The sequence below is a fragment of the Micromonospora sp. WMMD735 genome, from assembly GCF_049178995.1.
GTDB lineage: Bacteria > Actinomycetota > Actinomycetes > Mycobacteriales > Micromonosporaceae > Micromonospora > Micromonospora wenchangensis.
Genome location: NZ_JBMHMJ010000002.1, coordinates 1,016,400 through 1,040,961, shown reverse-complemented (window position 1 = coordinate 1,040,961; position 24,562 = coordinate 1,016,400). Strand labels below are relative to the sequence as shown.

At 72.3% G+C, this 24,562-nt stretch carries 23 protein-coding genes; 12 read left to right on the top strand and 11 right to left on the bottom strand.

The window, feature by feature from the left end:
• Nucleotides 1-20 precede the first annotated feature (20 nt).
• The 6 genes from rfbB to ACN268_RS04560 are packed head-to-tail and all read left to right on the top strand — an operon-like array spanning nt 21 to nt 5,343.
• A complete protein-coding gene (gene rfbB, locus ACN268_RS04585) occupies nt 21-1,022 on the top strand; it encodes a dTDP-glucose 4,6-dehydratase (protein WP_421481872.1) in 1,002 nt (333 codons plus the stop codon).
• Nucleotides 1,019-1,906 carry a dTDP-4-dehydrorhamnose reductase gene (gene rfbD, locus ACN268_RS04580; protein ID WP_421481871.1) on the top strand — a complete coding sequence of 296 codons (888 nt, stop codon included), beginning with the start codon at nt 1,019-1,021 and terminating at the stop codon, nt 1,904-1,906. Before rfbB ends, rfbD begins: the two co-directional genes overlap by 4 nt.
• Complete coding sequence (locus ACN268_RS04575; protein ID WP_145920204.1) at nt 1,903-2,310, top strand: DUF2304 domain-containing protein; 408 nt, start codon at nt 1,903-1,905, stop codon at nt 2,308-2,310. Before rfbD ends, ACN268_RS04575 begins: the two co-directional genes overlap by 4 nt.
• Complete coding sequence (locus ACN268_RS04570; protein WP_145920205.1) at nt 2,303-3,004, top strand: glycosyltransferase family 2 protein; 702 nt, start codon at nt 2,303-2,305, stop codon at nt 3,002-3,004. Before ACN268_RS04575 ends, ACN268_RS04570 begins: the two co-directional genes overlap by 8 nt.
• Entirely contained in the window at nt 3,004-4,314 is a 1,311-nt protein-coding gene (locus ACN268_RS04565) for a lipopolysaccharide biosynthesis protein (RefSeq protein WP_421486808.1), read from the top strand. Before ACN268_RS04570 ends, ACN268_RS04565 begins: the two co-directional genes overlap by 1 nt.
• Complete coding sequence (locus ACN268_RS04560; protein WP_421481870.1) at nt 4,315-5,343, top strand: glycosyltransferase family 2 protein; 1,029 nt, start codon at nt 4,315-4,317, stop codon at nt 5,341-5,343.
• A gap of 54 nt (nt 5,344-5,397) precedes the next feature.
• On the opposite strand, the gene prcA is transcribed toward ACN268_RS04560, so the two are convergent.
• From prcA to arc, 7 genes are all read right to left on the bottom strand, one after another.
• A complete protein-coding gene (gene prcA, locus ACN268_RS04555) occupies nt 5,398-6,231 on the bottom strand; it encodes a proteasome subunit alpha (protein WP_088646869.1) in 834 nt (277 codons plus the stop codon).
• Nucleotides 6,232-6,294: 63 nt separating this feature from the next.
• Nucleotides 6,295-7,134 (bottom strand): proteasome subunit beta, encoded by an 840-nt coding sequence (prcB, locus tag ACN268_RS04550; RefSeq protein WP_204960155.1) that lies wholly within the window; start codon nt 7,132-7,134, stop codon nt 6,295-6,297.
• Nucleotides 7,053-7,739: an endonuclease VII domain-containing protein gene (locus tag ACN268_RS04545; protein ID WP_421481869.1), complete on the bottom strand. Its 687-nt coding sequence runs from the start codon at nt 7,737-7,739 to the stop codon at nt 7,053-7,055. The genes prcB and ACN268_RS04545 overlap by 82 nt, the downstream gene beginning before the upstream one ends.
• A 21-nt stretch (nt 7,740-7,760) precedes the next feature.
• Nucleotides 7,761-7,973: a ubiquitin-like protein Pup gene (locus tag ACN268_RS04540; RefSeq protein ID WP_302743503.1), complete on the bottom strand. Its 213-nt coding sequence runs from the start codon at nt 7,971-7,973 to the stop codon at nt 7,761-7,763.
• 109 nt (nt 7,974-8,082) lie between these two features.
• A complete protein-coding gene (gene dop / locus ACN268_RS04535) occupies nt 8,083-9,600 on the bottom strand; it encodes a depupylase/deamidase Dop (protein ID WP_363655246.1) in 1,518 nt (505 codons plus the stop codon).
• A gap of 58 nt (nt 9,601-9,658) precedes the next feature.
• A complete protein-coding gene (locus tag ACN268_RS04530; protein ID WP_421481868.1) occupies nt 9,659-11,728 on the bottom strand; it encodes a hypothetical protein in 2,070 nt (689 codons plus the stop codon).
• Nucleotides 11,729-11,879: 151 nt separating this feature from the next.
• Nucleotides 11,880-13,661, bottom strand: coding sequence for a proteasome ATPase (gene arc, locus ACN268_RS04525; RefSeq protein WP_088646667.1), 1,782 nt, complete (start codon nt 13,659-13,661; stop codon nt 11,880-11,882).
• A 176-nt stretch (nt 13,662-13,837) separates the two neighbouring features.
• Here arc and ACN268_RS04520 point away from each other — a divergent pair, with 176 nt between their 5' ends.
• Entirely contained in the window at nt 13,838-14,134 is a 297-nt protein-coding gene (locus tag ACN268_RS04520) for a ferredoxin (RefSeq protein WP_088646668.1), read from the top strand.
• 66 nt (nt 14,135-14,200) lie between these two features.
• On the opposite strand, the gene ACN268_RS04515 is transcribed toward ACN268_RS04520, so the two are convergent.
• The 3 genes from ACN268_RS04515 to ACN268_RS04505 all read right to left on the bottom strand — a co-directional run bounded on the left by ACN268_RS04515 (nt 14,201) and on the right by ACN268_RS04505 (nt 16,965).
• Nucleotides 14,201-14,773 (bottom strand): hypothetical protein, encoded by a 573-nt coding sequence (locus ACN268_RS04515; protein WP_088646669.1) that lies wholly within the window; start codon nt 14,771-14,773, stop codon nt 14,201-14,203.
• Nucleotides 14,774-14,854: 81 nt separating this feature from the next.
• A complete protein-coding gene (locus ACN268_RS04510) occupies nt 14,855-15,799 on the bottom strand; it encodes a tRNA (adenine-N1)-methyltransferase (protein WP_421486807.1) in 945 nt (314 codons plus the stop codon).
• Between the two features lie 74 nt (nt 15,800-15,873).
• Nucleotides 15,874-16,965, bottom strand: a complete 1,092-nt coding sequence (locus ACN268_RS04505; protein ID WP_421486806.1) for a site-2 protease family protein — start codon at nt 16,963-16,965, stop codon at nt 15,874-15,876.
• 139 nt (nt 16,966-17,104) lie between these two features.
• Here ACN268_RS04505 and ACN268_RS04500 point away from each other — a divergent pair, with 139 nt between their 5' ends.
• The 5 genes from ACN268_RS04500 (at nt 17,105) to ACN268_RS04480 (ending at nt 23,739) form a co-directional block, all read left to right on the top strand.
• Nucleotides 17,105-18,016, top strand: a complete 912-nt coding sequence (locus tag ACN268_RS04500) for a RecB family exonuclease (protein WP_421481867.1) — start codon at nt 17,105-17,107, stop codon at nt 18,014-18,016.
• A 103-nt stretch (nt 18,017-18,119) separates the two neighbouring features.
• Nucleotides 18,120-19,313 (top strand): sensor histidine kinase, encoded by a 1,194-nt coding sequence (locus ACN268_RS04495; RefSeq protein WP_363795341.1) that lies wholly within the window; start codon nt 18,120-18,122, stop codon nt 19,311-19,313.
• 20 nt (nt 19,314-19,333) lie between these two features.
• On the top strand, nt 19,334-20,065 hold the full coding sequence (locus ACN268_RS04490; RefSeq protein WP_421486805.1) for a response regulator: 732 nt from the start codon (nt 19,334-19,336) through the stop codon (nt 20,063-20,065).
• Between the two features lie 354 nt (nt 20,066-20,419).
• A complete protein-coding gene (locus tag ACN268_RS04485) occupies nt 20,420-21,187 on the top strand; it encodes an ABC transporter ATP-binding protein (RefSeq protein WP_204924410.1) in 768 nt (255 codons plus the stop codon).
• Complete coding sequence (locus ACN268_RS04480; protein ID WP_421481866.1) at nt 21,187-23,739, top strand: ABC transporter permease; 2,553 nt, start codon at nt 21,187-21,189, stop codon at nt 23,737-23,739. The genes ACN268_RS04485 and ACN268_RS04480 overlap by 1 nt, the downstream gene beginning before the upstream one ends.
• Before the next feature lie 75 nt (nt 23,740-23,814).
• Here ACN268_RS04480 and ACN268_RS04475 read toward each other — a convergent pair whose 3' ends face one another.
• Entirely contained in the window at nt 23,815-24,462 is a 648-nt protein-coding gene (locus ACN268_RS04475; RefSeq protein WP_421481865.1) for an HAD family hydrolase, read from the bottom strand.
• Nucleotides 24,463-24,562: the final 100 nt, after the last annotated feature.

The following is a 24,562-nucleotide window of genomic DNA, read 5'->3' as shown; positions in this document are numbered from 1 at the left end:
GCGCGTACACTTCCGTCCCCGTGAGGATTCTCGTCACCGGCGGAGCCGGATTCATCGGGTCGGAGTACGTACGGATGCTGCTGGGCGTACCCGGCGGCGACGCGTCCGGGGTGCCCGCCGTCGAGCCTGCCACGGTGACCGTGCTGGACAAGCTGACCTACTCCGGCAACCTGGACAACCTCGCCCCGGTGCGTGACGACCCCCGGCTGCGGTTCGTCCGGGGCGACATCTGCGACCCGGCGACCGTCGACGAGGTCGTCGCCGGTCAGGACGTGGTCGTGCACTTCGCCGCCGAGTCGCACGTCGACCGCTCGATCGCCGGGGCCGCGCCGTTCGTCACCACCAACGTGCTGGGCACCCAGACCCTGCTGGACGCGGCGCTGCGGCACGGCACGGGCCGGTTCGTGCACGTCTCCACCGACGAGGTGTACGGCTCGATCGACTCCGGCTCCTGGACGGAGACCTGGCCGCTGGCCCCGAACTCGCCGTACTCGGCCTCGAAGGCCGGGTCCGACCTGCTGGCGCTGGCCTACCACCGGACCCACGGGATGGACGTGGTGGTCACCCGCTGCTCCAACAACTACGGGCCGTACCAGTTCCCGGAGAAGGTCGTCCCGCTGTTCGTGACCAACCTGCTCGACGGGGGCACCGTGCCGCTCTACGGTGACGGCGGCAACATCCGGGACTGGCTGCACGTGCACGACCACTGCCGGGGCATCGCGATGGTGGCGCACGCCGGGCGCTCCGGCGAGGTCTACCACATCGGCGGCGGCACCGAGCTGAGCAACAAGGAGCTGACCGGGCGGCTGCTGGAGGCGTGCGACGCCGGCTGGGACCGGGTCGTCCCGGTGGCCGACCGCAAGGGCCACGACCGCCGCTACTCGCTGGACATCAGCAAGATCAACACCGAGCTGGGGTACGCCCCGAGCATCGACCTCGACGAGGGCCTGACCCGGACCGTCGCCTGGTACCGGGACAACCGGGCCTGGTGGGAGCCGCTGAAGAAGGCGTCGGGCGCATGACCCGGGTGCTCGTCACCGGCGCGGGCGGCATGCTCGGCCGGGACCTGCTGGCGGTGCTGGCCACCCGGGGCGACCTCACGGTGACCGCCGCCACCCGCGCCGACCTCGACGTCACCGACGCCGGGGCGGTCCGGGCCGCCGTCGCCGGACACGACGTGGTGCTCAACACCGCCGCGTGGACCGACGTCGACGGCGCGGAACGCGACGAGGCGGCGGCGACCGCGGTCAACGGCGACGCGGTGGCCCACCTGGCCCGCGCCTGCGCCGAACACGGCGCACGACTGGTGCACGTCTCCACCGACTACGTCTTCGCCGGCGACGCGGACACCCCGTACGCCGAGGACGCCCCCACCGACCCGATCAACGCCTACGGCCGCAGCAAGCTCGCCGGGGAGCGGGCCGTGGTCCGATTCCTCCCCGAAACCGGCTACCTGGTGCGGACCGCCTGGCTCTACGGGGCGCACGGCCGCAACTTCGTCACCACCATGCTCGGCCTGGCCGCCACCCGGGAGCACCTCGACGTGGTCGACGACCAGCACGGCCAGCCCACCTGGTCGTACGCGCTGGCCACCCGGCTGGTGGCGCTCGTCGACGCGGCCCTGGCCGGACGCGCCCCCGCCGGGACCTACCACGGCACCTGCACCGGCCAGACCACCTGGTACGGGCTGGCCCGCGCCGCCTTCACGCTGGCCGGGCTCGACCCGGACCGGGTCCGACCCACCACCAGCGACCGGTTTCCGCGTCCGGCCGCACGACCCGCGTACAGTGTGCTAGGGCACGACCGGTGGGCCGAGGCCGGCCTGCCCCCGCTGCCGGACTGGCACGACGCGCTGTCCGACGCCTTCGCCTCCCCGACTGCACCCGCCCCGTGGAAGGTCGCATGAAGCTCACCCTCGTCACCGGTCTGACCGGCCTGATCCTGCTCGCCACCATCGTCGAGCTGCTGCGCCGCCGGCAGCTCCGCGAGAAGTACGGCATGCTCTGGCTCGGCGTACTGGTCATCGTCATCCCGTTGTCGCTGTTCCCCCGCCTGCTGGACAACGTGGCCGGCTTCTTCGGCGTGGTCTCCGGCGTCAGCCTCGTGCTCTTCCTCGGCATCGTCTTCCTGCTGCTGGTCTGTGTGCACCTGAGCTGGGAGGTCAGCGCGCTGGAGGAGGAGACCCGCACCCTGGCCGAGGACTTCGCCCTGCTCCGCGCGCAGATCGACGCCGAACGCGCCGCCCGGCTCGCCGACGGCGCGCAGGTCACCGCAGCCACCCGAGACGAACTGGTGTCCCACGATGGTTAACGGCAAGCGCGTCCTGATCATCATCCCCGCGCTCAACGAGTCCGGGTCGATCGCCGACGTGGTCGGCGAGGTCCGTGGCGAGTTGCCCGGCGTCGACGTGCTCGTGGTCGACGACGGCTCCACCGACCGGACCGCCGCGGTGGCCGCCGCCGCCGGTGCCCGGGTGGCGAAGCTGCCGTACAACCTCGGGGTGGGCGGCGCGATGCGCCTCGGCTACCGCTACGCCCGCGACAACGACTACGACGTGGCGATCCAGATCGACGCCGACGGCCAGCACGACCCCCGGTACGTGCCCAAGCTGGTCGACCTGCTCGACGACAACGACCTCGTCATCGGCGCCCGGTTCGCCGGCGAGGGCGACTACTCGGTGCGCGGACCCCGCCGCTGGGCGATGGTCATGCTGTCCGGGGTGCTCTCCCGGGTCGCGAAGACCCGGCTGACCGACACCACGTCCGGGTTCCGGGCCGCCAACCGACGGGTCATCGAGATGTTCGCCGGCTGGTACCCGGCCGAGTACCTCGGCGACACGGTGGAGACCCTGGTGCACACCGCCCGGCGTGGCTACCGCATCCGCCAGGTGCCGGTGGCGATGCGTAAGCGGATGGCGGGCACCCCCAGCCACTCCCCCGCCAAGGCGATGATCTACCTGGGCCGGGCCTTCGCGGTGCTCACGCTGGCGCTCATCCGCCGGTGATGCGGCGGCTGCTCGACCTCGTCCCGCCCGGCACCCTCGCCGTCGGAGGCGGGCTCGCCCTGCTCGGGCTCGCCTCCTACGTGCACCTCGCGGTGGCCGGGCACGCCCTCGACCTCGCCGACTACTCCTCGCTGTCGGTGCTCTGGTCGATCGTGTTCACCCTCGGCATCGGCGTGTTCATCCCCGTCGAGCAGGAGGTGGCCCGGGTCGTCGCCGCCCGCCGCAGCCAGGGGCTCCCCCCGGGGCCGGTGCTGGCCCGGGGGGCGGTCGTCGCCGCCGCCGTGCTGGCGCTGCTGGTCGTGGTCACCCTGGCCGGCCAGCAGGCGCTCACCGACCGGCTGTTCGCCGGTGACGGCACCATGGTCGCCGTGCTGATCGGCGCGCTGGTCGCGATGGCCGTCGCCTACACCACCCGGGGCGTGCTGTCCGGCCTGCAGCTCTTCCCCTGGTACGGCACCCAGCTCGGCGTCGACGGCGGGCTGCGCATCGCGCTGGTCGCCGGGCTCGGCGTCAGCGGCGTCACCGACCCCGTCTGGTACGGCGCGGTGCTGGTCGTCGCCCCGCTGCTGTCGGTGCTGGTGACCCTCCCGCCGGTGCTGCGGGCCGTCGGCGGCGGCCTCCCGGTGGCCTGGGGCACCCTGCTGCGCGGCCTCGGCCTGCTCACCGTCTCCAGCCTGCTCTCCCAGGTCGTGGTCAACGTCGGCGTGATCAACGCCCGGCTGATCGACCCGGCCGACGTGGCCACCGCCGGCGCGCTGCTCTCCGCGCTGGTGCTGGTACGCATCCCGCTGTTCGTCTTCGGCTCGATGCAGGCGTCGCTGCTGCCCGGCCTGGCCACCACCGCCACCACCGGCGACGTCGCCGGCTTCCACGGCCTGCTGCGCCGGGCGCTCGGCGTGGTCACCGCCCTCGGCGTCGCCGGCGCGATCGGCGCGGTGGCACTCGGCCCGTGGCTCGTGCACCGGCTCTTCGACGCCCCCGGCGTGCTCGGCCACGACGACTTCGCCTGGCTGGCCGTCGGCACCCTCGCCTACCTGTGGGCGATGGTGCTCGGCCAGGCCCTGCTCGCCCTCGACCGGCACCGCGCCCAGGCGGTCTCCTGGACGATCGGGGTGGCCGCCCTGCTCGCCGTCACGGTCGTCCCGGCCCCGGTCGCGCTCCGCGTCGAGCTGGCCTACGCCGTCGGGTCAGTGGTGGTGGCCGCCACCATGGCCGTCCTGCTGCTGCGCCGGGGCACCCGCCCGGCCACCCCCACCCCCGGCCGGCCGCTCGACGACGTGGTGGCCACCGGCGTCTCCGGAGGTCTGTAGATGTCCCGCCCCCAGGTGTCCGCGGTGATGCTCGCCTACGGCGCCGAGCCCTACCTGGTCGACGCGGCCCGCGCCGTGCTGGCCAGCACGGGCGTCGAGATCGAGCTGATCGTCGTGGACAACGGCTGCACCGGTGACGGCATCGACGTGGTCAAGGGCTTCGCCGGGGTACGGGTGGTCCGGCCGGAGGAGAACACCGGCTACTCCGGCGGCTGCCGGGTCGGTGCCGCCGAGGCCACCGGCGAGTGGCTGGCCTTCGTCAACTCCGACGCCGTCGTCGCCCCCGACGCGCTCGCCCGCACCGTGGCGGTGGCCGGTGAGCCCGGCGTGGGCGCGGTGATGGCCTCGATCCGGCTCGCCGAGAACCCCGACCTGATCAACACCTCCGGCAACCCGCTGCACTACATCGGGCTGTCCTGGGCCGGCGGCAACGGCCAGCCCGCCAGCGCGCACGCCCGGCGGACGACCGTGCCGTCGATCAGCGGCTGCTGCTTCGTGATCAACCGGGCGCTCTGGCGGGAGCTGGACGGCTTCGCCGCCGAATACTTCGCCTACCACGAGGACACCGAAATCAGCCTGCGGCTGTGGCAGCGCGGGCTACGCCAGGAGTACGTCCCGGACGCGGTGGTGGTGCACCACTACGAGTTCTCCCGCAACAAGCTCAAGCACTACCTGCTGGAACGCAACCGGCTGATCTCGCTGCTCACCGCGTACGAGACGCGGACGCTGGTGGTGCTCGCCCCGATGCTGCTGCTCACCGAGGCGGCGATGCTGGTGGCCGCGCTGCTCGGCGGCTGGGCGCGGGAGAAGGCGCGCGGCTGGGGTTGGCTGTGGACCAACCGGGCCTGGGTGCGGGCCCGACGCCGGCAGCTCCAGCAGGAGCGGACGGTCCCCGACGGAATCATCGCCGAGCTGATGACCGCCACGGTCGACCCGTCCAACGTCGAGTCGCCGCCCGGCATGGGCGTCTTCAACGTCATCGCCGCCGGCTACTGGGCGCTGGCGAAGCCGCTGCTGCGCACCCGCTGACCGTCGACACGACAGGGGCCGGGGTTCACACCCCGGCCCCTGTCCGCGTACGCGTCAGGCTTCCGGCTTCTCCTGGGGCTGACCCTCCAGGTCGGCCGAGCCGGCCGAGGTGGTGGGCTTGTGCGCCTCCTCCGTCGGCACCGTCGGGGTCGCGGCCCGGCCGTCGGCCGGCGCGGCGTCGCCCGCCGCGTCGCCCTCCAGCAGCGCGGTCAGCGCCGCGCCGGTGATCCGCCGGAAGGTACGCCCCACCCGGTTGCGGTCCAGGACCGCCACCTCCAGCTGGTTGGGGGCGATCGTCCGGGCCGCACCACCCTCGCCACCGACGCTGCTCAGCGCCTTCGAGGCCACCCTGACCGCTTCGCTGAGCGACATGTCGGGGCGGTGCTCGGACTTGAGCACCCCGGTGATCGCCTCGGCCTGACCGCCCATCGCCATCCGGCCCGGCTCGTCGTTGACCGAGCCGTCGTAGGTGAGCCGGTACAGCTCGTCCTCGTCGGCCGTGGCGCCGACCTGCGCCACGCAGATCTCCACCTCGAACGGCTTGGACTGCTCGGTGAAGATCGCGCCGAGGGTCTGCGCGAAGGCGTTGGCCAACGCCCGGCCGGTCACGTCGCGCCGGTCGTAGCTCAGGCCGTTGAGGTCGGCCATCCGCACCCCGGCGCGGCGCAGGTTCTCGAACTCGTTGTACCGGCCGACGGCGGCGAAGCCGATCCGGTCGTAGATCTCACTGACCTTGTGCAGGGCGCTGGAGAGGTTCTCCGCGACGAATAGCACCCCGCCGGTGTAACTCAGGACCACCGCGCTGCGCCCCCGGGCGATGCCCTTGCGGGCCAGCTCGGAGCGGTCGCGCATGATCTGCTCGGGCGAGGCGTAGAACTGCATGGCCACGGCGGCGGTTCTCCTTCTGGCGCTGTGCTGACGACTGGGGCTGGTGGGGGGGTGGGGACGGCGTCAGCCGCCCGGGTTCTCCATCCGCCCGGCGACGACGGCCTCGGCGATGGTGGCCGTCTCGGCCTCGGTGAGCCGGTGGGTGCCCTCGGCGGTCGCCGTCATCACCACCGGGTAGATCCGCCGGGTCAGATCCGGTCCGCCGGTGGCCGTGTCGTCGTCGGCGGCGTCGTAGAGCGCCTCGACGGCGAGCCGGGTCGCGTCGTCGATGGACAGGCCGGCCCGGTAACGCTTCTTCAACGCCGACTTGGCGAACAGCGAACCGGAGCCGATCGCGTCGTAGCCGGTCTCCTCGTAGGGGCCGCCGGTGACGTCGAAGCTGAAGATCCGCCCGGCCCGGGCGGGGTCCCGCGCGGCCAGGTCGAACCCGGCGAACAGCGGGACGACCGCGAGCCCCTGCATGGCGGCACCGAGGTTGCCGCGGATCATCGCGGCGAGCCGGTTGGCCTTGCCGTCGAGGGAGAGCATCGCGCCCTCGATCTTCTCGTAGTGTTCCAGCTCGACCTGGAACAGGCGCATCAGCTCGATGCCGATGCCCGCCGTGCCGGCGATGCCGACCAGCGAGTACGCGTCGGCGGGGTGCACCTTCTCGATGTCGCGCTGCGCGATCAGGTTGCCCATGGTGGCCCGGCGGTCGCCGGCCAGCACCACGCCCCCGGTGGCCGAGATGGCCACGATGGTGGTGGCGTGGGGCGCCAGGTCGGCGGCCATGCCCGGCGGCAGCGGCCGTCGGCCGGGCAGCATCTCGGGGGCCACCCTGCTCAGGAACGAGGTGAAGGAGGACGTCCCCGCGTTGGTGAACACATCTGGTAGACGCCCGGATGGATCAAAGCCCGCTGCCACGTGGTTCCTCTCAGGTACGTGATCGCCCTGGCCAGCCTCGTGGGACTGTCACGGAACTGGCCAAGACCACCGTTGCAGTTGAAGCAGAGTATCCCGCGCACCGATCCGGTGCGGTGATCGTGGTCCACATGTTGAGGATCTTCCGCGCCACAGACGGCGCAGACGCCGCCCTGCTCGGCGAGCAGCTCCTGGAACTCCTTTTCGCCGATCCCGTAGCGGCGGCGCAGGTGGTACTCGCGACTGCCGCCGTAGAGCCGCTGCCTGACTTCCCTTGTCCGGCTGTTGTGACAGGGCTTGCAGTACGTGGCATAGCCCGTACTGTCGGCCCGGTTACGGGGAAAGTCGACCACAGGCTTGACGGTTCCACAGTCGGCGCAGAAGCGATGACCTTCCGGAACTTCCCGGGTGGCCCTCACCTCTCGGCCATGCTGCTCCCTGATCCGTTTGGCGTAACTGGCTTTCGAACGGGTGTTGAAGCAAGGCTTACAGTAGCTGCCACGACCGCTGGGACGCTTGCTGCTCGCACAGAACTCAACGAGCGGCTTCCATTCCCCGCAGTCGCGGCAACGACGACGGCCGTTCTGGTCATCCAGCGGGAGCGGCATGTCCGTTTTGAGCCGATCTGTTCACTGACCTCCTTTTTGTACATAACCCCTGACAAATTCTTCGGCGTTCTCCTCCAGGACCGAGTCGATCTCGTCGAGCAGGTCGTCGACGTCCTCGGTGATCTCGGCGTGCCGCTCGGCGACCTCGGGGTTGACCTCGGTGGTGACGTCGTCGATCTCCTCGGCCTGGTGCGACTTGCCCGACTGGGTCTGGCCGCCCTCTTGTGAAGCCATCTCGCTGCCTCCTCCACGATCGTCTGCGATGAACTTACCTCGCGGAGGCGACGAAAAGCCCGCCGCGCGCCGGCAACCGACGTACGACGGGCCACCGTCACCGGTCGGGTCAGCCGCCGGTCAACGTCTCCAGCAGGTCCTTGGCGGTGTCGCACCTGTCGAACAGCGCGCCCACGTGCTTGCGGGTGCCCCGCTCCGGTTCCATCATCGGCACCCGGACCAGCGACTCCCGGCCCACGTCGAAGATCACCGAATCCCAGCTCGCCGCGACCACCTCGGAGGCGTACTGGGCCAGGCAGCGGCCCCGGAAGTAGGCCCGGGTGTCCTCCGGCGGCTCGGTCATCGCCCGGCGGGTCTGCTCGTCGTCCAGCATGGTCTTCATCGAGCCCCGGGTCACCAGCCGGTGGTAGAGGCCCTTCTCCGGCCGGACGTCGGAGTACTGGAGGTCGACCAGTTGGAGCTTGTGCGAGCCCCAGCCCAGCTTCTCCCGCTCCCGGTAGCCCTCCAGCAGCCGCAGTTTCGCCACCCAGTCCAACTCGTCGGCGCAGAGGAACACGTCCCGGCCCAGCCGGTCCAGCACCCGTTCCCAGCGCTCCAGCACGTCCAGGGTCTGCGCGTCGGCGTCCGCGCCGTACCGCTCGTCCACGAAGGAACGGGCCCGCTCGTAGTAGGCCCACTGGAGGTCCAGGGCGGTCAGTCGCCGGCCGTCACGCAGCCGCATCCGGTGGGTCAGGGACGGGTCGTGGCTGACCGCCCGCAACTCGGCGACCGGGTCCGCGATGCCCAGGTCGGCGCCGAGCGCCTTCTCCTCGATCATGGTGAGGATCAGCGCGGTGGTGCCCACCTTGAGATAGGTGGAGATCTCCGACAGGTTGGCGTCGCCGATGATGACGTGCAACCGGCGGTACTTGTCGGCGTCGGCGTGCGGCTCGTCACGGGTGTTGATGATCGGCCGCTTGAGGGTGGTCTCCAGCCCCACCTCGACCTCGAAGAAGTCCGCCCGCTGGGAGATCTGGAAGCCGCTCTGCCCGCCGTCCTGCCCGATGCCGACCCGGCCCGCACCGCAGACGATCTGCCGGGTCACGAAGAACGGCGTCAGGTACGCCACGATGTCGGCGAACGGGGTCTGCCGCCGCATCAGGTAGTTCTCGTGGGCACCGTAGCTGGCGCCCTTGTTGTCGGTGTTGTTCTTGTAGAGGTGGATCGGCTGGGTGCCGGGGATGGTGGCCGCCCGCCGGGCCGCCTCGGCCATCACCCGCTCCCCCGCCTTGTCCCACCGCACCACGTCGAGGGGGTTGGTCACCTCGGGTGTGGAGTATTCCGGGTGGGCGTGGTCGACGTAGAGCCGGGCACCGTTGGTGAGTATCACGTTGGCCAGGCCGAGATCCTCGTCGGCGAGCGCCTCCGCCGGGTCGTAGGCGGCCCCGGAGTAGGTGAACCCCCGGGCGTCGCGCAGCGGCGACTCCTCCTCGTAGTCCCAGCGGGCCCGGCCGCCCCGGTTGAGTTCCGGGCGCGCGCCGTACGCGTTGACCACCTGCGACGAGGTGACCATCGGGTTCGCTCCGGCCTGGCCGGGCACGGAGATCCCGTACTCGACCTCGGTGCCCATGATCCTTCTGACGCTCATCGACCTACCCGCTCCGCTCGCCTCACCCGGTCCGCCGTCACGTCGAGCGTAGTCCGCCTCACCGGGGAAGGGGGCATGCCGCCTCGGCCGGGTCGGGCGTCGCCGTCTCCGGGGTCGGCGGGGGCGGCTCGTCGGAGGGGGCCACGTCGCACTCGGGGACGGTCAGCGGCACCCAGCTCAACCGGTGCCGCAGCGCGGGTTCGTCGCGCAGCATCCGGTGCACCCGGCGCTCCCCCTTGGGATCGGAGGTGATGAACCGGACCGGGCCGGAAACCCGGCGCACGATGATGTCGGTGCGGTCCGGTTCGAGGAACGGCAGGCTGTAGATGCCGGGGTCGGTGGCGGCGGTGGTGCCGTGCAGCGCCGACAGGCACAGCGAGATGAGATAGGAGCGCACCGGCCCCCGGTCGATGACCAGGGTGGTGGTCCCCGGGACCTCCGGGTAGCGCTGCTGGGCGTCGGCGCACACCCAGGCCACCCGGGACGGCAGGGTGAGGTCCTGGTGGACCCAGCGCTGCGCCCAGGTCTGCTCGTCGACCACCAGCAGGCTGCGGTGCCAGCCGGTGACGCCGCACAGCGCCACCGCGACCGTCATGGTGAGGGCGGCGGCGAGCACCCCGGCGGCGGTGCTGCCGACCCCGCGCCAGCTCAGGCCGGGCCGGGGCACCGGCAGCAACCGGGCCACCGCGGCGGTGCCGACGATGAGCAGCGCGGTGGCCAGGTGGGTGCCCTTGACGAAGTAGTAGCCCGGTGCCACCCCGGCGTTGGTGTTGATCTGCGCGATGGTCAGCGGCAGGGCCACCCCGACGACGCCGACCAGCAGCCAGCGTCGCCAGGCCGGGTCGGTGCGGGCGATCTGCACGAGCAGGGCCACTCCGACGATCCCGCCGAGCCAGATCAGCGCCCGCCAGCCCTCGACGGCCTGGGACGAGCCGATGACCAGCGCCTCGGTCTGCCCGGCCCGGAGCACGCCGAGCAGCGGGGCGATCAGGGCGAGCGCGGCCCCGGCCAGGCCGACCGTCAGCACGGTGAACCAGCGGCGCAGCGCCTCCCGCCAGTGGGTGAGCACCCAGCACAGGACCAGGACGGCGGCGGCCGGCAGGAACAGGTAGTAGGTGAACCCGACGGCGGCGAGCAGGGTGCACAGCAGCACGACCTGTTCGCGGGTGCCGGGGACGGGCCGGGCGACCAGGGTGGCGATCAGGACGGTCAGGGTCAGCCCGAGCACCTCGGTGGGGTAGCCGGCGTTGAGCAGGCGGGGCAGTTGGGTGCCGAGCACCAGCGCGCCGACGACCACGGTGAGCACGGTGCGGTGCAGCAGGTGGATCGGGCCGGCCAGCCGTTGGGCCGCCCAGATCAGCACGAGGGTGAACAGTCCGAAGCCGGCGATGGTCCAGCCGAAGTAGTGGGCGACGAGGGCGTCGACGCGCGGCCCGGTGGGGGTCAGGAAGCCGTCGAGCAGGGCGGTGACCAGGTGCCAGCCCTGCGGGTAGTAGATGAGCTGGGCGGTGATCTGCTCCCGGGCGGCGGCCGGGTCGACGAAGGTGTAGCCGTCGAGGCGGCCCATGGCGTCGAACAGTGCCAGGTGCCGCCAGTTGTCCTCGCCCATGCCGAGGACGGTGAGCCGGTCGGCGAGGTCGGTGGCGCGCTGCCAGGGCTGCCGCAGGTAGACCACCATGGCGGCGGCGCCGGCCAGCGGGAACAGGTCGGCCCAGCCGGGTCGGGGCAGCCGGGGCCGGCGGCGCAGCGCGGCGGCGGCGAGGGCCAGCGCGGTGAGGGCGATCCCGGTCAGCGGCACCGGCCGCATCCCCCAGGGCCAGACCGGGAAGACCAGGCCGGCGATCGCGGTCAGGCCGAGCAGCAGGCCGAGCGCGAGCATCAACCGGTCGAGCAGGGTGCGGCCACCGCGGAGCAGGCTGGCCGTGGCGACCAGGACGATCGGCGGGAGCAGCCACTCCCGGTGCAGGGCGTGCCCGGCGAGGGGCACGACCCAGGCGGCGACGAGGGCGGCCAGCAGGAGGGGTATCCACCGCCAGCGGCGGCCCCTCGGGGCCGTCGGGACGGTGGGGGGCGTGCGATCCAGTGCCGGGGACAGCGGCGGATCGGCGACGGAGAGCTCGGGCGGCACGCGGTTCCTCGGAGTCGACTACGCGGTGGGGGAAGTCTAACGACGAGTCCGGCATTCCACCCGCCCCACGCGGGGTGGCGCGGTTAACAGTGGGTGACGCAGACGCGCGGGCCCGCGACGCGTCGCGTCGCGGGCCCGCCCGGTCGGCCGGTCAGAGGTACTGGCCGGTGTTGCTCGCGGTTTCGATGGAACGGCCGGCCTCGGTGCCCTTGCCGCCGGAGACGAGCGTGCGGATGTAGACGATCCGCTCGCCCTTCTTGCCGGAGATCCGGGCCCAGTCGTCCGGGTTGGTGGTGTTGGGCAGGTCCTCGTTCTCCCGGAACTCGTCGACGCAGGCGTCGAGGAGGTGCTGCAGCCGCAGCCCCTTGCGCCCGGAGGTGAGGAACTCCTTGATCGCCATCTTCTTGCCCCGGTCGACGATGTTCTGGATCATCGCGCCGGAGTTGAAGTCCTTGAAGTACAGGACCTCCTTGTCACCGTTGGCGTAGGTGACCTCGAGGAAGCGGTTCTCCTCGGTCTCCGAGTACATCCGCAGGACGACCGCGTCGATCATGGCCGCGACGGTGGCCTGCGGCTCGCCGCCGTGCTCGGCCAGGTCGTCGGCGTGCAGCGGCAGCCCGGCGAGGATGTACTTGGAGAAGATGTCCTTGGCCGCCTCGGCGTCCGGACGCTCGATCTTGATCTTCACGTCGAGCCGGCCGGGGCGCAGGATGGCCGGGTCGATCATGTCCTCCCGGTTGGAGGCGCCGATCACGATCACGTTCTCCAGGCCCTCGACGCCGTCGATCTCGCTCAACAGCTGCGGGACGATGGTGTTCTCCACGTCGGAGGAGACACCGGAGCCACGGGTCCGGAAGATCGAGTCCATCTCGTCGAAGAACACGATGACCGGGGTGCCCTCCCCGGCCTTCTCCCGGGCCCGCTGGAAGATCAGCCGGATGTGCCGCTCGGTCTCGCCGACGTACTTGTTGAGCAGCTCCGGGCCCTTGATGTTGAGGAAGAAGCTGGTGTGCCGGTCCTTGCCCAGCCGCTCGGCGATCTTCTTGGCCAGCGAGTTGGCCACCGCCTTGGCGATGAGCGTCTTGCCACAGCCCGGCGGGCCGTAGAGCAGGATGCCCTTCGGTGGCCGGAGCTGGTGCTCCCGGAACAGGTCGGCGTGCAGGAAGGGCAGCTCCACCGCATCGCGGATCTGCTCGATCTGCGACTGGAGGCCGCCGATGTCGGTGTAGTCGACGTCGGGCACCTCCTCCAGCACCAACTCCTCGACCTCGCTCTTCGGGATCCGCTCGTACGCGTACGCCGAACGGGGCTCGATCATGAGCGAGTCGCCGGCCCTGATCGCGGTGCCGATCAGGGTGTCGGCCAGGTGGACGATGCGCTCCTCGTCGGAGTGCGAGACCACCAGCGCCCGGTCGCCCGGAGCGCCCTCGGGACCCGCGAGGATCTCCTTGAGCATCACCACCTCACCGACCCGCTCGTAGCCGAACGCGTCGACGATGTTGAGCGCGTCGTTGAGCAGGACCTCCTGGCCGCGCCGCAACTCCTCGGCGTCCAGCGAGGGTGAGACGGCTACCCGGAGCTTGCGTCCGCCGGTGAAGATGTCCACCGTGCCGTCGTCGTGTCGCGCGAGGAAGACACCGTAGCCGGACGGCGGCTGTGCCAGCCGGTCGATCTCCTCCTTGAGCGTCACGATCTGCGCGCGAGCCTCCTTGAGGGTGCTCACGAGCCGGTCGTTGTTCTCGGTGAGCCGCGCCAACTGTGCCTGGGTGGCCGCCAGCCGCTCTTCGAGCTGCCGGACGTGTCGGGGGCTTTCGGTCAACTTGCGCCGCACCAGAGCGAGTTCCTCCTGAAGGAACGCGACCTGCGTGGAGAGATCGTGGGCCTCCTTCTCCCACCGTGCGGCGCGCGAGTCCGCGTCGTCACTGCGTGCCACGTCCCACCTCCCCGGGGGGCTTGAACGTTCTGCCCTAACACTAGCCGCTATGAGGCCGATTCGGTCCCACGCAACGCCCTCGTCACCGAACCTTGATCGCCAGGGACGCCTGAGGGGCAGGTCCGGCCGTTCGGGTACCGTCGGGGAGTGGGACGGGAGAACATGGGGGGTGCCTGGTGACCGACGTCGCTACCGACCAGTTGCAGGTCTGGGTTGACCAGGACCTCTGCACGGGTGACGGGCTCTGCGTGCAGTACGCGCCGGAGGTCTTCGAGTTCGACGTCGACGGCCTGGCGTACGTCAAGGGCGTCGACGGTGAGCTGCGGCTCGCCCCCGGCAGCCGGGTCGACGTGCCCGAACACCTGCGGCTGGAAGTGATCGACTCCGCGAAGGAGTGCCCGGGTGAGTGCATCCACGTGGTGCGCGGCAGCGACGGCGTCGAGGTCGCTGGCCCCGAGGCCGAGGACGACTGAGCCGGGGACGACCGGGCGGCCCCGGGCCGGGATCGCCCCGGCGTCGCCCCCGGCCCGGTCACGGCGTCACAGCAGCGGGCGGCCGACCACCGAGGCGACCAGCCGGGCGAACTCCTCCAGCCGGGCGATCTGGCCGGCCCCGCCGTCGTCGAGGGTCTTGCCGAAGCGCAGCGCGTCGTGCCGGGGCGCACCGACCATCTCGTCGCCGGGCGGGGCCTCGTCCAGCGAGGTGAGCAGCAGGTAGACGTCGATGCTGTCCACCCGTACCTCGCCGTTCTCGGCCCGGGTGAGCCGCCGCCGGCAACCCACCTCGGTGACCGTGGACACCGGCACCACCCGCAGCGACGACGTCATCGACCCGGGCGGGCCCTCCCCCGGCGGCACGTCCTCGCCGTGCCAGAGCACCAGCCGGCTGCCGTCGCAGACGACGACCTCCTGCCACACCCCGTTGACCTCGTTGACGAAGCGTTCCAGGGTGAAGCCGAGCACCGAGGCACCCCGCAGCACCCCGCCGAGCGCCTCCAGGGCGATGTCCGGGTCACGCAGGTAGGCCCGCGCCGCCGACTCCAGGTCCTGGTACGGCGACCAGTCGGGAAACACGGCCGGCAGCTCACCGCCGCCGAAGCCCGGCCGACTCATGCCCACTCCCCGCGGTCACACCGTCGGCCCGCACCGGCCGTCGGGTTCTGCCCGTTCACGCCCAGCCGCTCCGATCCGCCGTCACGGCAGGTCCTGCCCGTCGGCTCCGGCGGCCGACGCGGCGGCGGTGGCCTGCGCCGCCGCCTCCCGGGCCGCCGCCGCCTCCCGCAGCGCCTGCTTGCGTTCGGCGTACGCCTCCGCGCCCTTGCTGGGCTTGCGGCGGCGCGGCGGCGCGGTGACGCCCGGAGCGAGCTTACGCGCGGACACCAGGAACGCGGTGTGCGCGATCATCCGGTGGTCGGGCCGGACGGCGAGCCCCTCGGCGTGCCAGTCGCGCACCAGCGACTCCCAGGCCCGCGGCTCGGTCCAGCCGCCCCGCTCGCGCAGCGCCTCGACCAGCTCGGACAGCTGCGGGGTGGTCGCCACGTAGCCGATGAACACGCCCCCGGGCAGCAGCGCCCGCTCGACCATGTCGAGGGTCTCCCACGGGGTGAGCATGTCCAGGATGATCCGGTCGAAACCGGTCTCCGGGCAGTCGGCGACGTCGCCGACGTGCAGCCGCCAGGCCGGGTGCGGCGCGCCGAAGAACGCCTCCACGTTGCGTCGGGCGATCTGGGCGAAGTCGTCGCGCACCTCGTAGGAGTGCAGCTCACCACCGGTGCCGACGGCACGCAGCAGGGAGCAGCTCAGCGCCCCGGAGCCGGCGCCGGCCTCCAGCACCTTGGCCCCGGGGAAGATGTCGCCCATGGCGACGATCTGCGCCGAGTCCTTCGGATAGATCACCTGGGCGCCGCGCGGCATCGACAGCACGTAGTCCGACAGCAGCGGACGCAGCGCCAGGAACGCCGTCCCGCCACCTGCGGTGCTGACCACGCTGCCGTCGGGCTGCCCGATCAGCGCGTCGTGCGCCAGGATGCCGCGGTGGGTGTGGAACTCCTTGCCGTGCTCCAGGGTGACGGTGTGCATCCTCCCCTTGGGATCGGTCAACTGCACCCGGTCACCGGGACGGAAGGGGCCCCGGTGCACCGGGGGGAGTTCCGCGACGGCGGTGGACGTCGGTGTGCCGTCGGGGGCCGGGAGGGCGGGGGGATGTGCTGCGGTCACCTGTTCATCTTCCGTGTGGGTTCGAGGACCTGGGCGAGATCCGCGATGTGCAGAACGCCGACCACATCTTCGCCTGACGTCACCACGTACCGTGCGCCCGGGTGGGCCTGCACGGCCGCCATCAGCCGTTCACCGTCCAGACCGAGGGGCACCGCCGGCAGCGCGGCCAGCGGGCGGGCCACCGCGTCCACCCCCAACCAGGGCCGCCGCCCCACCGGTACGGCCTCCGCCGCCGCCGGGTCGACCAGGGCGACCGGCCGGCCCGCGCCGTCGACCACCAGCACGGCGGACCCGGGTGGTCCCTGCTCGGCGTGCCGGCGTTGCGCCTCGGAAAGCGGCGTGCCGGTGGGGACGGCGACGACCGGGCGGACCAGCCGGCCCAGGTCGAGCAGCGGCACCCGGCGGCTGATCCGGGCGTACCGGATCGACTGCCCGGCGCCCCGCCAGAGGGTGACCGCGACCAGCAGCATCAGCGGTAGCGCCAACGGCACCAGCACCCGTTGGACGGTGAGCAGCACGACCAGCCCGGCGGTGCCCACCGCGACGGCCCGCCCGACCCAGCCGGCGACCTCGGTGGCCCGGTGCCGGTCGCAGGTGATCCGCCACAGCACGGCGCGCAGCGCCCGACCGCCGTCCAGGGGCAGGCCGGGCAGCACGTTGAACACGGCGACGATGACGTTACTCAACGCCAGTTGCAGGGCGAGCTGGTGGGCCAGGGTGTGGTCGGGGGTGGCCAGGGTGGCGGCCACGGCGAGCCCGCCGAGCAGCGCCGAGACGGCCGGACCGGCCAGCGAGACCAGCAGCTCCACCCGGGGGGTGGGGGCGTCCCGGTCCATCTCGGTGTAGCCGCCGAGCAGTTCCAGGGTGATCCCGCGCACACCGATGCCGTACCGGCGGGCGGTCAGCGCGTGCCCCAGCTCGTGCAGCAGGACCGAGCCGAGCAGCGACACCACGAAGCCGAGGCCGATCAGGTAGCCGCCGAGCGGGGACAGGCCGAGCCGGTCCCGGGCGAACTCGGCGTAGGTGACGGTCACCAGCAGGGTGAGCAGCAGCATCGACACGTTGAGGTGCAGCGGCACCCCGAACACCCGGCCGACGGTCAGTCCGCTGCGGGGCCGACGCGGCGGGCGGGGACGGGACTCCACCGCCCCGATGCTACGCGCCGACCCGATCATGCCCGGTGCGGCGAGCACGACCCTGTCAGACCGGTGTCCTAACCTTCGGGGCATGACGGCGGAACCGGTGATCGACCAGCAGCATCCTCCGGCGGCGCTGCCCGCCACGGTCCGGGCCTCGCTGTCGCCGTCGCGGGCGGCCGACTTCAAGACCTGCCCGCTGCTCTACCGGTTCCGCAGCATCGACCGGCTGCCCGAGCGGCCCAGCGTCGAACAGGCCCGGGGCACCCTGGTGCACGCGGTGCTGGAACGGTTGTTCGACCTGCCGGCGGCCGGGCGCACCCCGCAGGCCGCCGGTGACCTCGTCGGCCCGCAGTGGGACCGGCTGGTCACCGGGCAGCCCGAGCTGGCCGGCCTGTTCGACCCGGGCGACGAGCCGGGCACGGCCGAGTTCCTCCGGTCGGCGGCGGCCCTGCTGGAGGGCTACTTCGCGGTGGAGGACCCGCGCCGGCTGGAGCCCGCCGAGCGGGAGAGCCTGATCTCCGCGGTGGTCGACGACGAGCTGCTCATCCGGGGTTACCTCGACCGGCTCGACGTGGCCCCCGACGGGGCGTTGCGGGTGGTCGACTACAAGACCGGCGGCGCACCGAGGGAGGCGTTCGAGGCACGGGCGCTGTTCCAGTTGAAGTTCTACGCGCTGGTGCTGTGGCGCACCCGGGGGGTGGTGCCGCGGGTGTTGCGCCTGCTCTACCTCAAGGACGCCGAGGTCTGCGACTACTCCCCCGACGCCGACGAGCTGCTGCGGTTCGAGCGTACGGTGGTGGCGCTCTGGCAGGCCATCGAGCAGGCCACCGCGCGGCAGGACTTCCGTCCCCGGCCGAGCCGGCTCTGCGACTGGTGCAACCACCAGGCGCACTGCCCGGCCTTCGGTGGCACCCCGCCGCCGTTTCCCGAGCGGGCCGGGGCGGCCGACCCGTTGCGCGACGCCCGGTCCCGTCCGGCCACCCCGGGCGCCGACGAGTAGCGCCAGCGTCCCCGGCGGGTGGAGACCGGCTCATCCGTGAGGAGGAGGCGAGGTTCACCGTCGGCGACGACCGGACGCCCCGGCGGGCGGCTAGCGTCGCGGTATGACCGAGGGACCCGAGCGGTGGTGGGTGCGCCGGCCGTTGGCCGGTGACGTCCTGTTCGCCGCCGCGCTGGTGCTGGTCGAGGTCGCCTTCGTCCTGCTCACCCCGCGCGAGTTCTGGCCCCGGCAGTTGCCGTCCATGCTGGCCTGGAGCGGGTTGTGCGCGGCCCCGGTGGCGTTGCGCCGGGTCGCGCCGTGGCCGGCGGTGGGGGCGGCGCTGGCCACCCTGGCCGTGCCGGCGGTGCTCGGGCACGCCCCGACCACGCAGAGCCTGACGTTCCTGGTCTTGACGTACACGATGGCGGTGCACCGGGCGGCGCTCGCGGCGGTGGCCGCCACGGTGCTGCTCTGGGTGCCGGTGGCCGCCCTCAACGTGCTCACCCCGCTGGACACCGGGCTCGACGTCGGTCCGGCGTACCTGGTGCTCAACAACCTGCTCACCGCGTTGCTCGCCTACGCGGTGGGGCGGGCGGTGCGGGCCCGGCGCACCTCGCTGCGGGCCCTGCGGGAGCGGGCCCGGGCGGCCGAGGACAACCAGCGGGCGCTGGCCGAGCAGGCGGTGGCCGACGAGCGGCGTCGGATCGCCCGGGAACTGCACGACGTGGTCGCCCACCACGTCAGCGTGATGGGGGTGCTGGCCACCGGGGCCCGGCGGGTGCTGCACCGGGATCTGGCCGCCGCCGACGAGGCGATCGCCACCATCGAGGACACCAGCCGGGTCACGCTGCGGGAGATGCGCCGGCTGCTGGACGTGCTGCGGACCGACGCGGAGCCCGCCGCCGACCTCACCCCGCAGCCCGGCCTGGCCGGCATCACCGCGCTGGTGGAGCAGGTACGCGAGGCGGGGCTACCGGTCGTCCTGGAGGTCGCGGACCCGGTGCCGACGGTCGACGAGGGTGTCTCGCTGACGGTGTACCGGATCACCCAGGAGGCGTTGACCAACGCGCTCAAACACGCCGGTTCGGCCACCGCGACCGTCCGGCTGGGCGTCGACGGCGGCGGTCTGACCGTGGAGATCACCGACACCGGGCGGGGTCCGGAGCCGGGACCCGACCGGATCGGGCACGGACTTGTCGGCATGCGCGAACGGGTGGCCCTCTACGGTGGAACCTTGCGGATCGGGCCACGGCCCGGCGGCGGCTTCCGGGTGTACGCGAGAATTCCGGTGGAACCGGCCGGGACGGTCCCGGCGTGACGGGGGAACGGGGACAGCAGATGGGCCAGACGTACGGCAGCCCCCCGTCGTCCGCGCCGGACGGTGGGGCCGCCGCCCGCCCGCCCGGACGGCCGGTGCGGATCCTGCTCGCCGACGATCAGCCGTTGCTGCGCACCGGGTTCCGGATGGTGCTGGGCACCGAGGACGACCTCGACATCGTCGCCGAGGCCGGGGACGGTCAGGAGGCGGTGGAGCTGTCCCGGCGGCTGCTGCCCGACGTGGTGCTGATGGACATCCGGATGCCCCGGATGGACGGGGTGGCCGCGACCCGGGCGATCGTCGAGGCACGCTTGCCGGTGCGGGTGCTCATCCTCACCACCTTCGACCTCGACGAGTACGTGGTGGGGGCGTTGCGGGCCGGGGCGAGCGGCTTCCTGGCCAAGGACGTGCCGGCCGACGACCTGGTCACCGCCATCCGGACGGTGGCCGCCGGGGAGGCGGTGGTGGCGCCGCGCATCCTCAAACGGCTGCTGGACCGGTTCGCCACCGTGCTGCCCGACCCGTCGGCGAGCCCACCGAAGGCGTTGGGCACGTTGACCGAGCGGGAACGGGAGGTGCTCGTCCAGGTGGCCCGGGGGTTGTCCAACGCGGAGATCGCCGCCGCGTTGTCGGTCAGCGAGACGACGATCAAGACGCACGTCGGGCACGTGCTGACCAAGCTACGGCTGCGCGACCGGGTGCAGGCGGTGGTGCTGGCGTACGAGTCGGGGCTGGTCCGCCCCAAGGCGTAGCCGGGCGGCACCGGGTGCCCCTCGGGGCGTACCCGGGGTGAGGCCGGTGGGGGGACGGCAGCGTTGCCGCGCTCACCTACCGTGACGAAAGGCGGCGCGGCGCGGTTGACCGTGTCGTGGCGTCAGATCCTGACGTCGGTGCCGGGGCCCCACCGCAGGGTGGGGTGGCACGACCGGTCTGCGGGTCAGGGACAACCCTGAGCCGTTCTCCGGGCCGACCCGCAGCGGGAAATCCGCGCCGGGTCAGTCCGTGGTCGGACGGATCCGCGCCGACCGGCACCGAGGATGGGATCGACCCCACCGACCAGCGGGGGCGGTGGGGGCACACACAGCCAGACGGAAGAGGTAGATGACGTGACCGCGACGGTAGGCCAGCATGCGCAGGCCGCGGCCCGGGCGAACGACGTGTGGAAGGTGTACGGCACCGGCGAGGCGCAGGTCGCCGCGCTACGGGGGGTCAGCGCCGAGTTCGAGCGGGGCAGGTTCACCGCGATCATGGGCCCGTCGGGCTCGGGCAAGTCGACGCTGATGCACTGCCTGGCCGGGTTGGACTCGGTCAGCAAGGGCACGGTGCAGATCGGCGACACCACGGTGACCGGGCTGGGTGACTCGGGCCTGACGAAGCTGCGCCGGGACAAGGTGGGCTTCATCTTCCAGCAGTTCAACCTGCTGCCCACGCTCACCGCCCAGGAGAACATCCTGCTGCCGATGTCGATCGCCGGCCGCAAGCCCGACCCGGCCTGGTACGACACGGTGATCGACACCGTCGGCCTGCGGGACCGGCTGGGGCACCGGCCGGCGCAGCTCTCCGGTGGCCAGCAGCAGCGGGTCGCCTGCGCGCGGGCACTGGTCGCCCGCCCCGAGGTGATCTTCGCCGACGAGCCGACCGGGAACCTGGACTCCCGCTCCGGCGCGGAGGTGCTCAACTTCCTGCGCAACTCGGTCCGCGAGCACGGGCAGACCATCGTGATGGTCACCCACGACCCGACCGCCGCCGCGTACGCCGACCGGGTGGTCTTCCTGGCCGACGGGCAGATCGTCTCGGAGCTGATCGAGCCGACCGCCGACACGGTGCTGGACACCATGAAGAAGCTGGACACCCTGGTCGAGGTGGCCGGCTGATGTTGCGGGCCACCCTCAAGAGTCTGCTGGCGCGCAAGGTGCGCCTGCTGCTGTCCGGCCTGGCCGTGGTGCTGGGTGTCATGTTCGTCTCGGGAGCGTTCGTGCTCACCGACACGCTGGGCCGCTCGTTCGACGCGGTCTTCGCCGACGCGTACGAGGGCATCGACGTCAACGTCGCCGGCAAGCCGAAGGTGGCGCTCAGCGAGATGCAGGGCGAGCAGGTGCCGACCACGGTGTCGGCGGCGACGGTGCAGCGGATCGCCGGGGTGCCCGGGGTGGCCGAGGCCACCGGCGTGGTCACCACCGACGGGGCCCAGTTGATCGGCAGCAACGGCAAGGTGGTCACGTCGTTCGGGCCGCCGCAGCTCGGGTCGAACTGGCAGGGCGAGAGCGACCTGGTGAAGCTGCGGGAGGGCCGGGAGCCCCGGGCCGACGACGAGATCGTCGTCAACGCGGCGCTGGCGCGGGCGGCCAAGGTGAAGGTCGGCGACCGGGTCGGGGTGCTGACCCCGCTGACGCCGAAGCAGACCTTCACCCTGGTCGGGGTCTTCGGCTACAGCGGTGACCGGGACTCGATCGGCGGGGTCAACGAGATCGCCTTCACCACCCCGGTGGCGCAGCGGCTGCTGCTGGGCGAGCGGGACGCCTTCACCAACGTCACGGTACGGGCGGACGCCGGGGTCGGCGACGCCACGTTGCGTGACGACGTGGCCCGGACGCTCGGCGACGGCTTCGAGGTCAAGACCGGCGAGCAGTTGTCGGCGGACGCCTCGGCGAGCCTGAAGGAGGGGCTGTCCTTCTTCAACAAGATCCTGCTCGGCTTCGCGGCCGTCGCGCTGCTGGTGGGCACGTTCCTCATCCTCAACACCTTCTCGATCATCGTGGCGCAGCGGACCCGGGAGCTGGCGTTGATGCGGGCGATCGGGGCCAGCGGTCGGCAGATCATCGGTTCGGTGGTGCTGGAGGCGGTGGCGATCGGCCTGATCGCCTCGGTGCTGGGGCTGGGTGCCGGCATCGGCATCGGCGCGCTGCTGGCGTACGTCTTCGGCAACCTGGCCGGCGGGTTGACGCTGGCCGGCATCGGCGTCCCGGCGTCGGCGGTGATCGGCTCGTTCGCGGTCGGCCTGCTGATCACGGTGGTGGCGGCGCTGCTGCCGGCGCTGCGGGCCGCACGCATCCCGCCGATCGCGGCGATGCAGGACGTGGCCAACCCGGACCGGCCGCTGACCCGGGTCACGGTCACCGGTGGGGTGATCACCGGGATCGGCGCGGTGCTGCTGTTCCTCGGGCTCAGCGACAACGCCGGGGACAACACGCTGGCGGTCATCCTGGGCGGGGTGCTGTTCGCCTTCATCGGGGTGGCGCTGCTGACCCCGCTGATCAGCCGCCCGGTGGTGTCCCTGCTGGGGGCGGTCTTCGCCTGGTCGGTGCCGGGCAAGCTGGGTCGGCTGAACTCCGGGCGCAACCCGCGCCGCACGGCGATCACGGCGGCGGCGCTGATGGTCGGCATCGCCCTGGTGACCGGGGTGACGGTGATCCTGGACTCGGCGAAGGGCAGCATCGGCGCGCTGGCCCAGGACACCATCAAGGCCGAGCTGGTGATCTCGGGGTCGACGACCGGTCCGCGGCCGGCGAGCTTCGACCCGGCGGTGCTGACGAAGGTGGCGGCGCTGCCCGGTGTGCAGATGGCCGACGGCGAGTACGGCGACATGGGCATGGTCGACGGGAAGGTCACCTGGCTGGCCGCGTCCAGCGACGTGACCGCGTTGCAGCGGATCTTCGGGGCCAAGACGACCGCCGGTGACATCAGCCGGCTCGGCCCGGACCAGATGCTGTTCAGCTCCGACGCCGCCAGGTCCCGCAACATCTCGGTCGGTTCGACGGTGACCGTGCAGGCATCCCGGGGCGAGCCGCGCACCTACACGGTCAGCGGCATCTACGAGAGTTCCGAGCTGACCAGCCCGGTGCAGTTGCCGCCGCAGGCGGTGAAGGACTTCGCCATCCCGAAGCCCAACCAGGGGTTCATCCAGCTGGCTCCGGGCACCCGGGTGGCCGACGTGCAGCCGCAGGTGGAGGCGCTGCTGGCCGACAGCCCGGAGGTGTCGGTGGCCGACCGGGACGCGTTCATCGAGCAGCAGACCGGCTCGCTGGACAGCCTGCTCACGATGATCCAGATCCTGTTGGCGCTGGCGATCGTGATCGCGGTGCTCGGCATCGTGAACACCCTGGCCCTGTCGGTGCTGGAGCGGACCCGCGAGCTGGGCCTGCTGCGGGCGATCGGGCTGCGCCGGGCGCAGACCATGCGGATGATCACCGTGGAGGCGGTGGTGATCTCGGTCTTCGGGGCGCTGCTCGGGATCGTGGTGGGCGTCGGCCTCGGTGCCGCGGTGGTGCGGGCGCTCAAGGACGACGGCATCACCGACCTGATCCTGCCGTGGGGTCAGATGGGGCTGTTCCTGCTGCTGGCGGCCATCATCGGCGTGGTGGCGGCGGTGCTGCCGGCGGTGCGGGCGGCCCGGATCAACGTGCTGGGCGCGATCGCGCACGACTGATCCCGTCCGCTGCGAGGGGGGTTCCGCCGACGGCGGGACCCCCCTCGTCGTGGCCGCGCGGTTCCGCCCGGCGGCTCAGCCGGGTGGCTCGCCGAGCAGCGCCGCCAGCAGCTCCAGGTCCGCCGAGGTCAGGCTCTCCACCTGGTGTACGCCGTCGGTCGGCGGCACCGGCACCTCCGCCGGGACGGCCAGCACCGCCGCACCGGCGGCGAGCGCGCTGGCCACTCCGGTCGGCGAGTCCTCGATCGCCACGCAGCGACCGATCGGCACGTCGAGCAGCCGGGCGGCGGCCAGGTACGGCTCGGGGTGCGGCTTGGCCGAGTCGACCTCGTCGCCGCAGACCACGGCGTCGAAGCTGTCCCGGCCGAGGGTGTCCAGGGCCACCTCGACCAGGGGCCGGCCGCTGGAGGTGACCAGCGCGGTGGGGATGCCGGCGGCGCGGACCGCCCGCAGCAGGGTCAACGCGCCCGGCCGCCAGCGCAGCCCGGTGCGGAACAGCTCCAGGATCCGCGCGTTGATCCACTCCGCGCTGACCTGCGGGTCCCGCTCGGGTTGGCCGAGGTCGTCGTGGAGGATGCGCATCGACGCGGCCATCGCGGTGCCGATCATCGCCCGCCGGGCCGGGCCGGTGAGCGTGCCCCCGTACTCGGCGGCCAGCTCGTGCAGGGCGACGTCCCACAGCTTCTCGCTGTCGACCAGGGTGCCGTCCATGTCGAAGAGCACGGCGGCGGGGTGTGGGCTGCTCAGCGGAATCCTCCTGGCGCTCGCGGATGGTCTCCGGGCGATCCTGCCAGCCCGGCCCGGGGCGCGTACCGCCGTACCG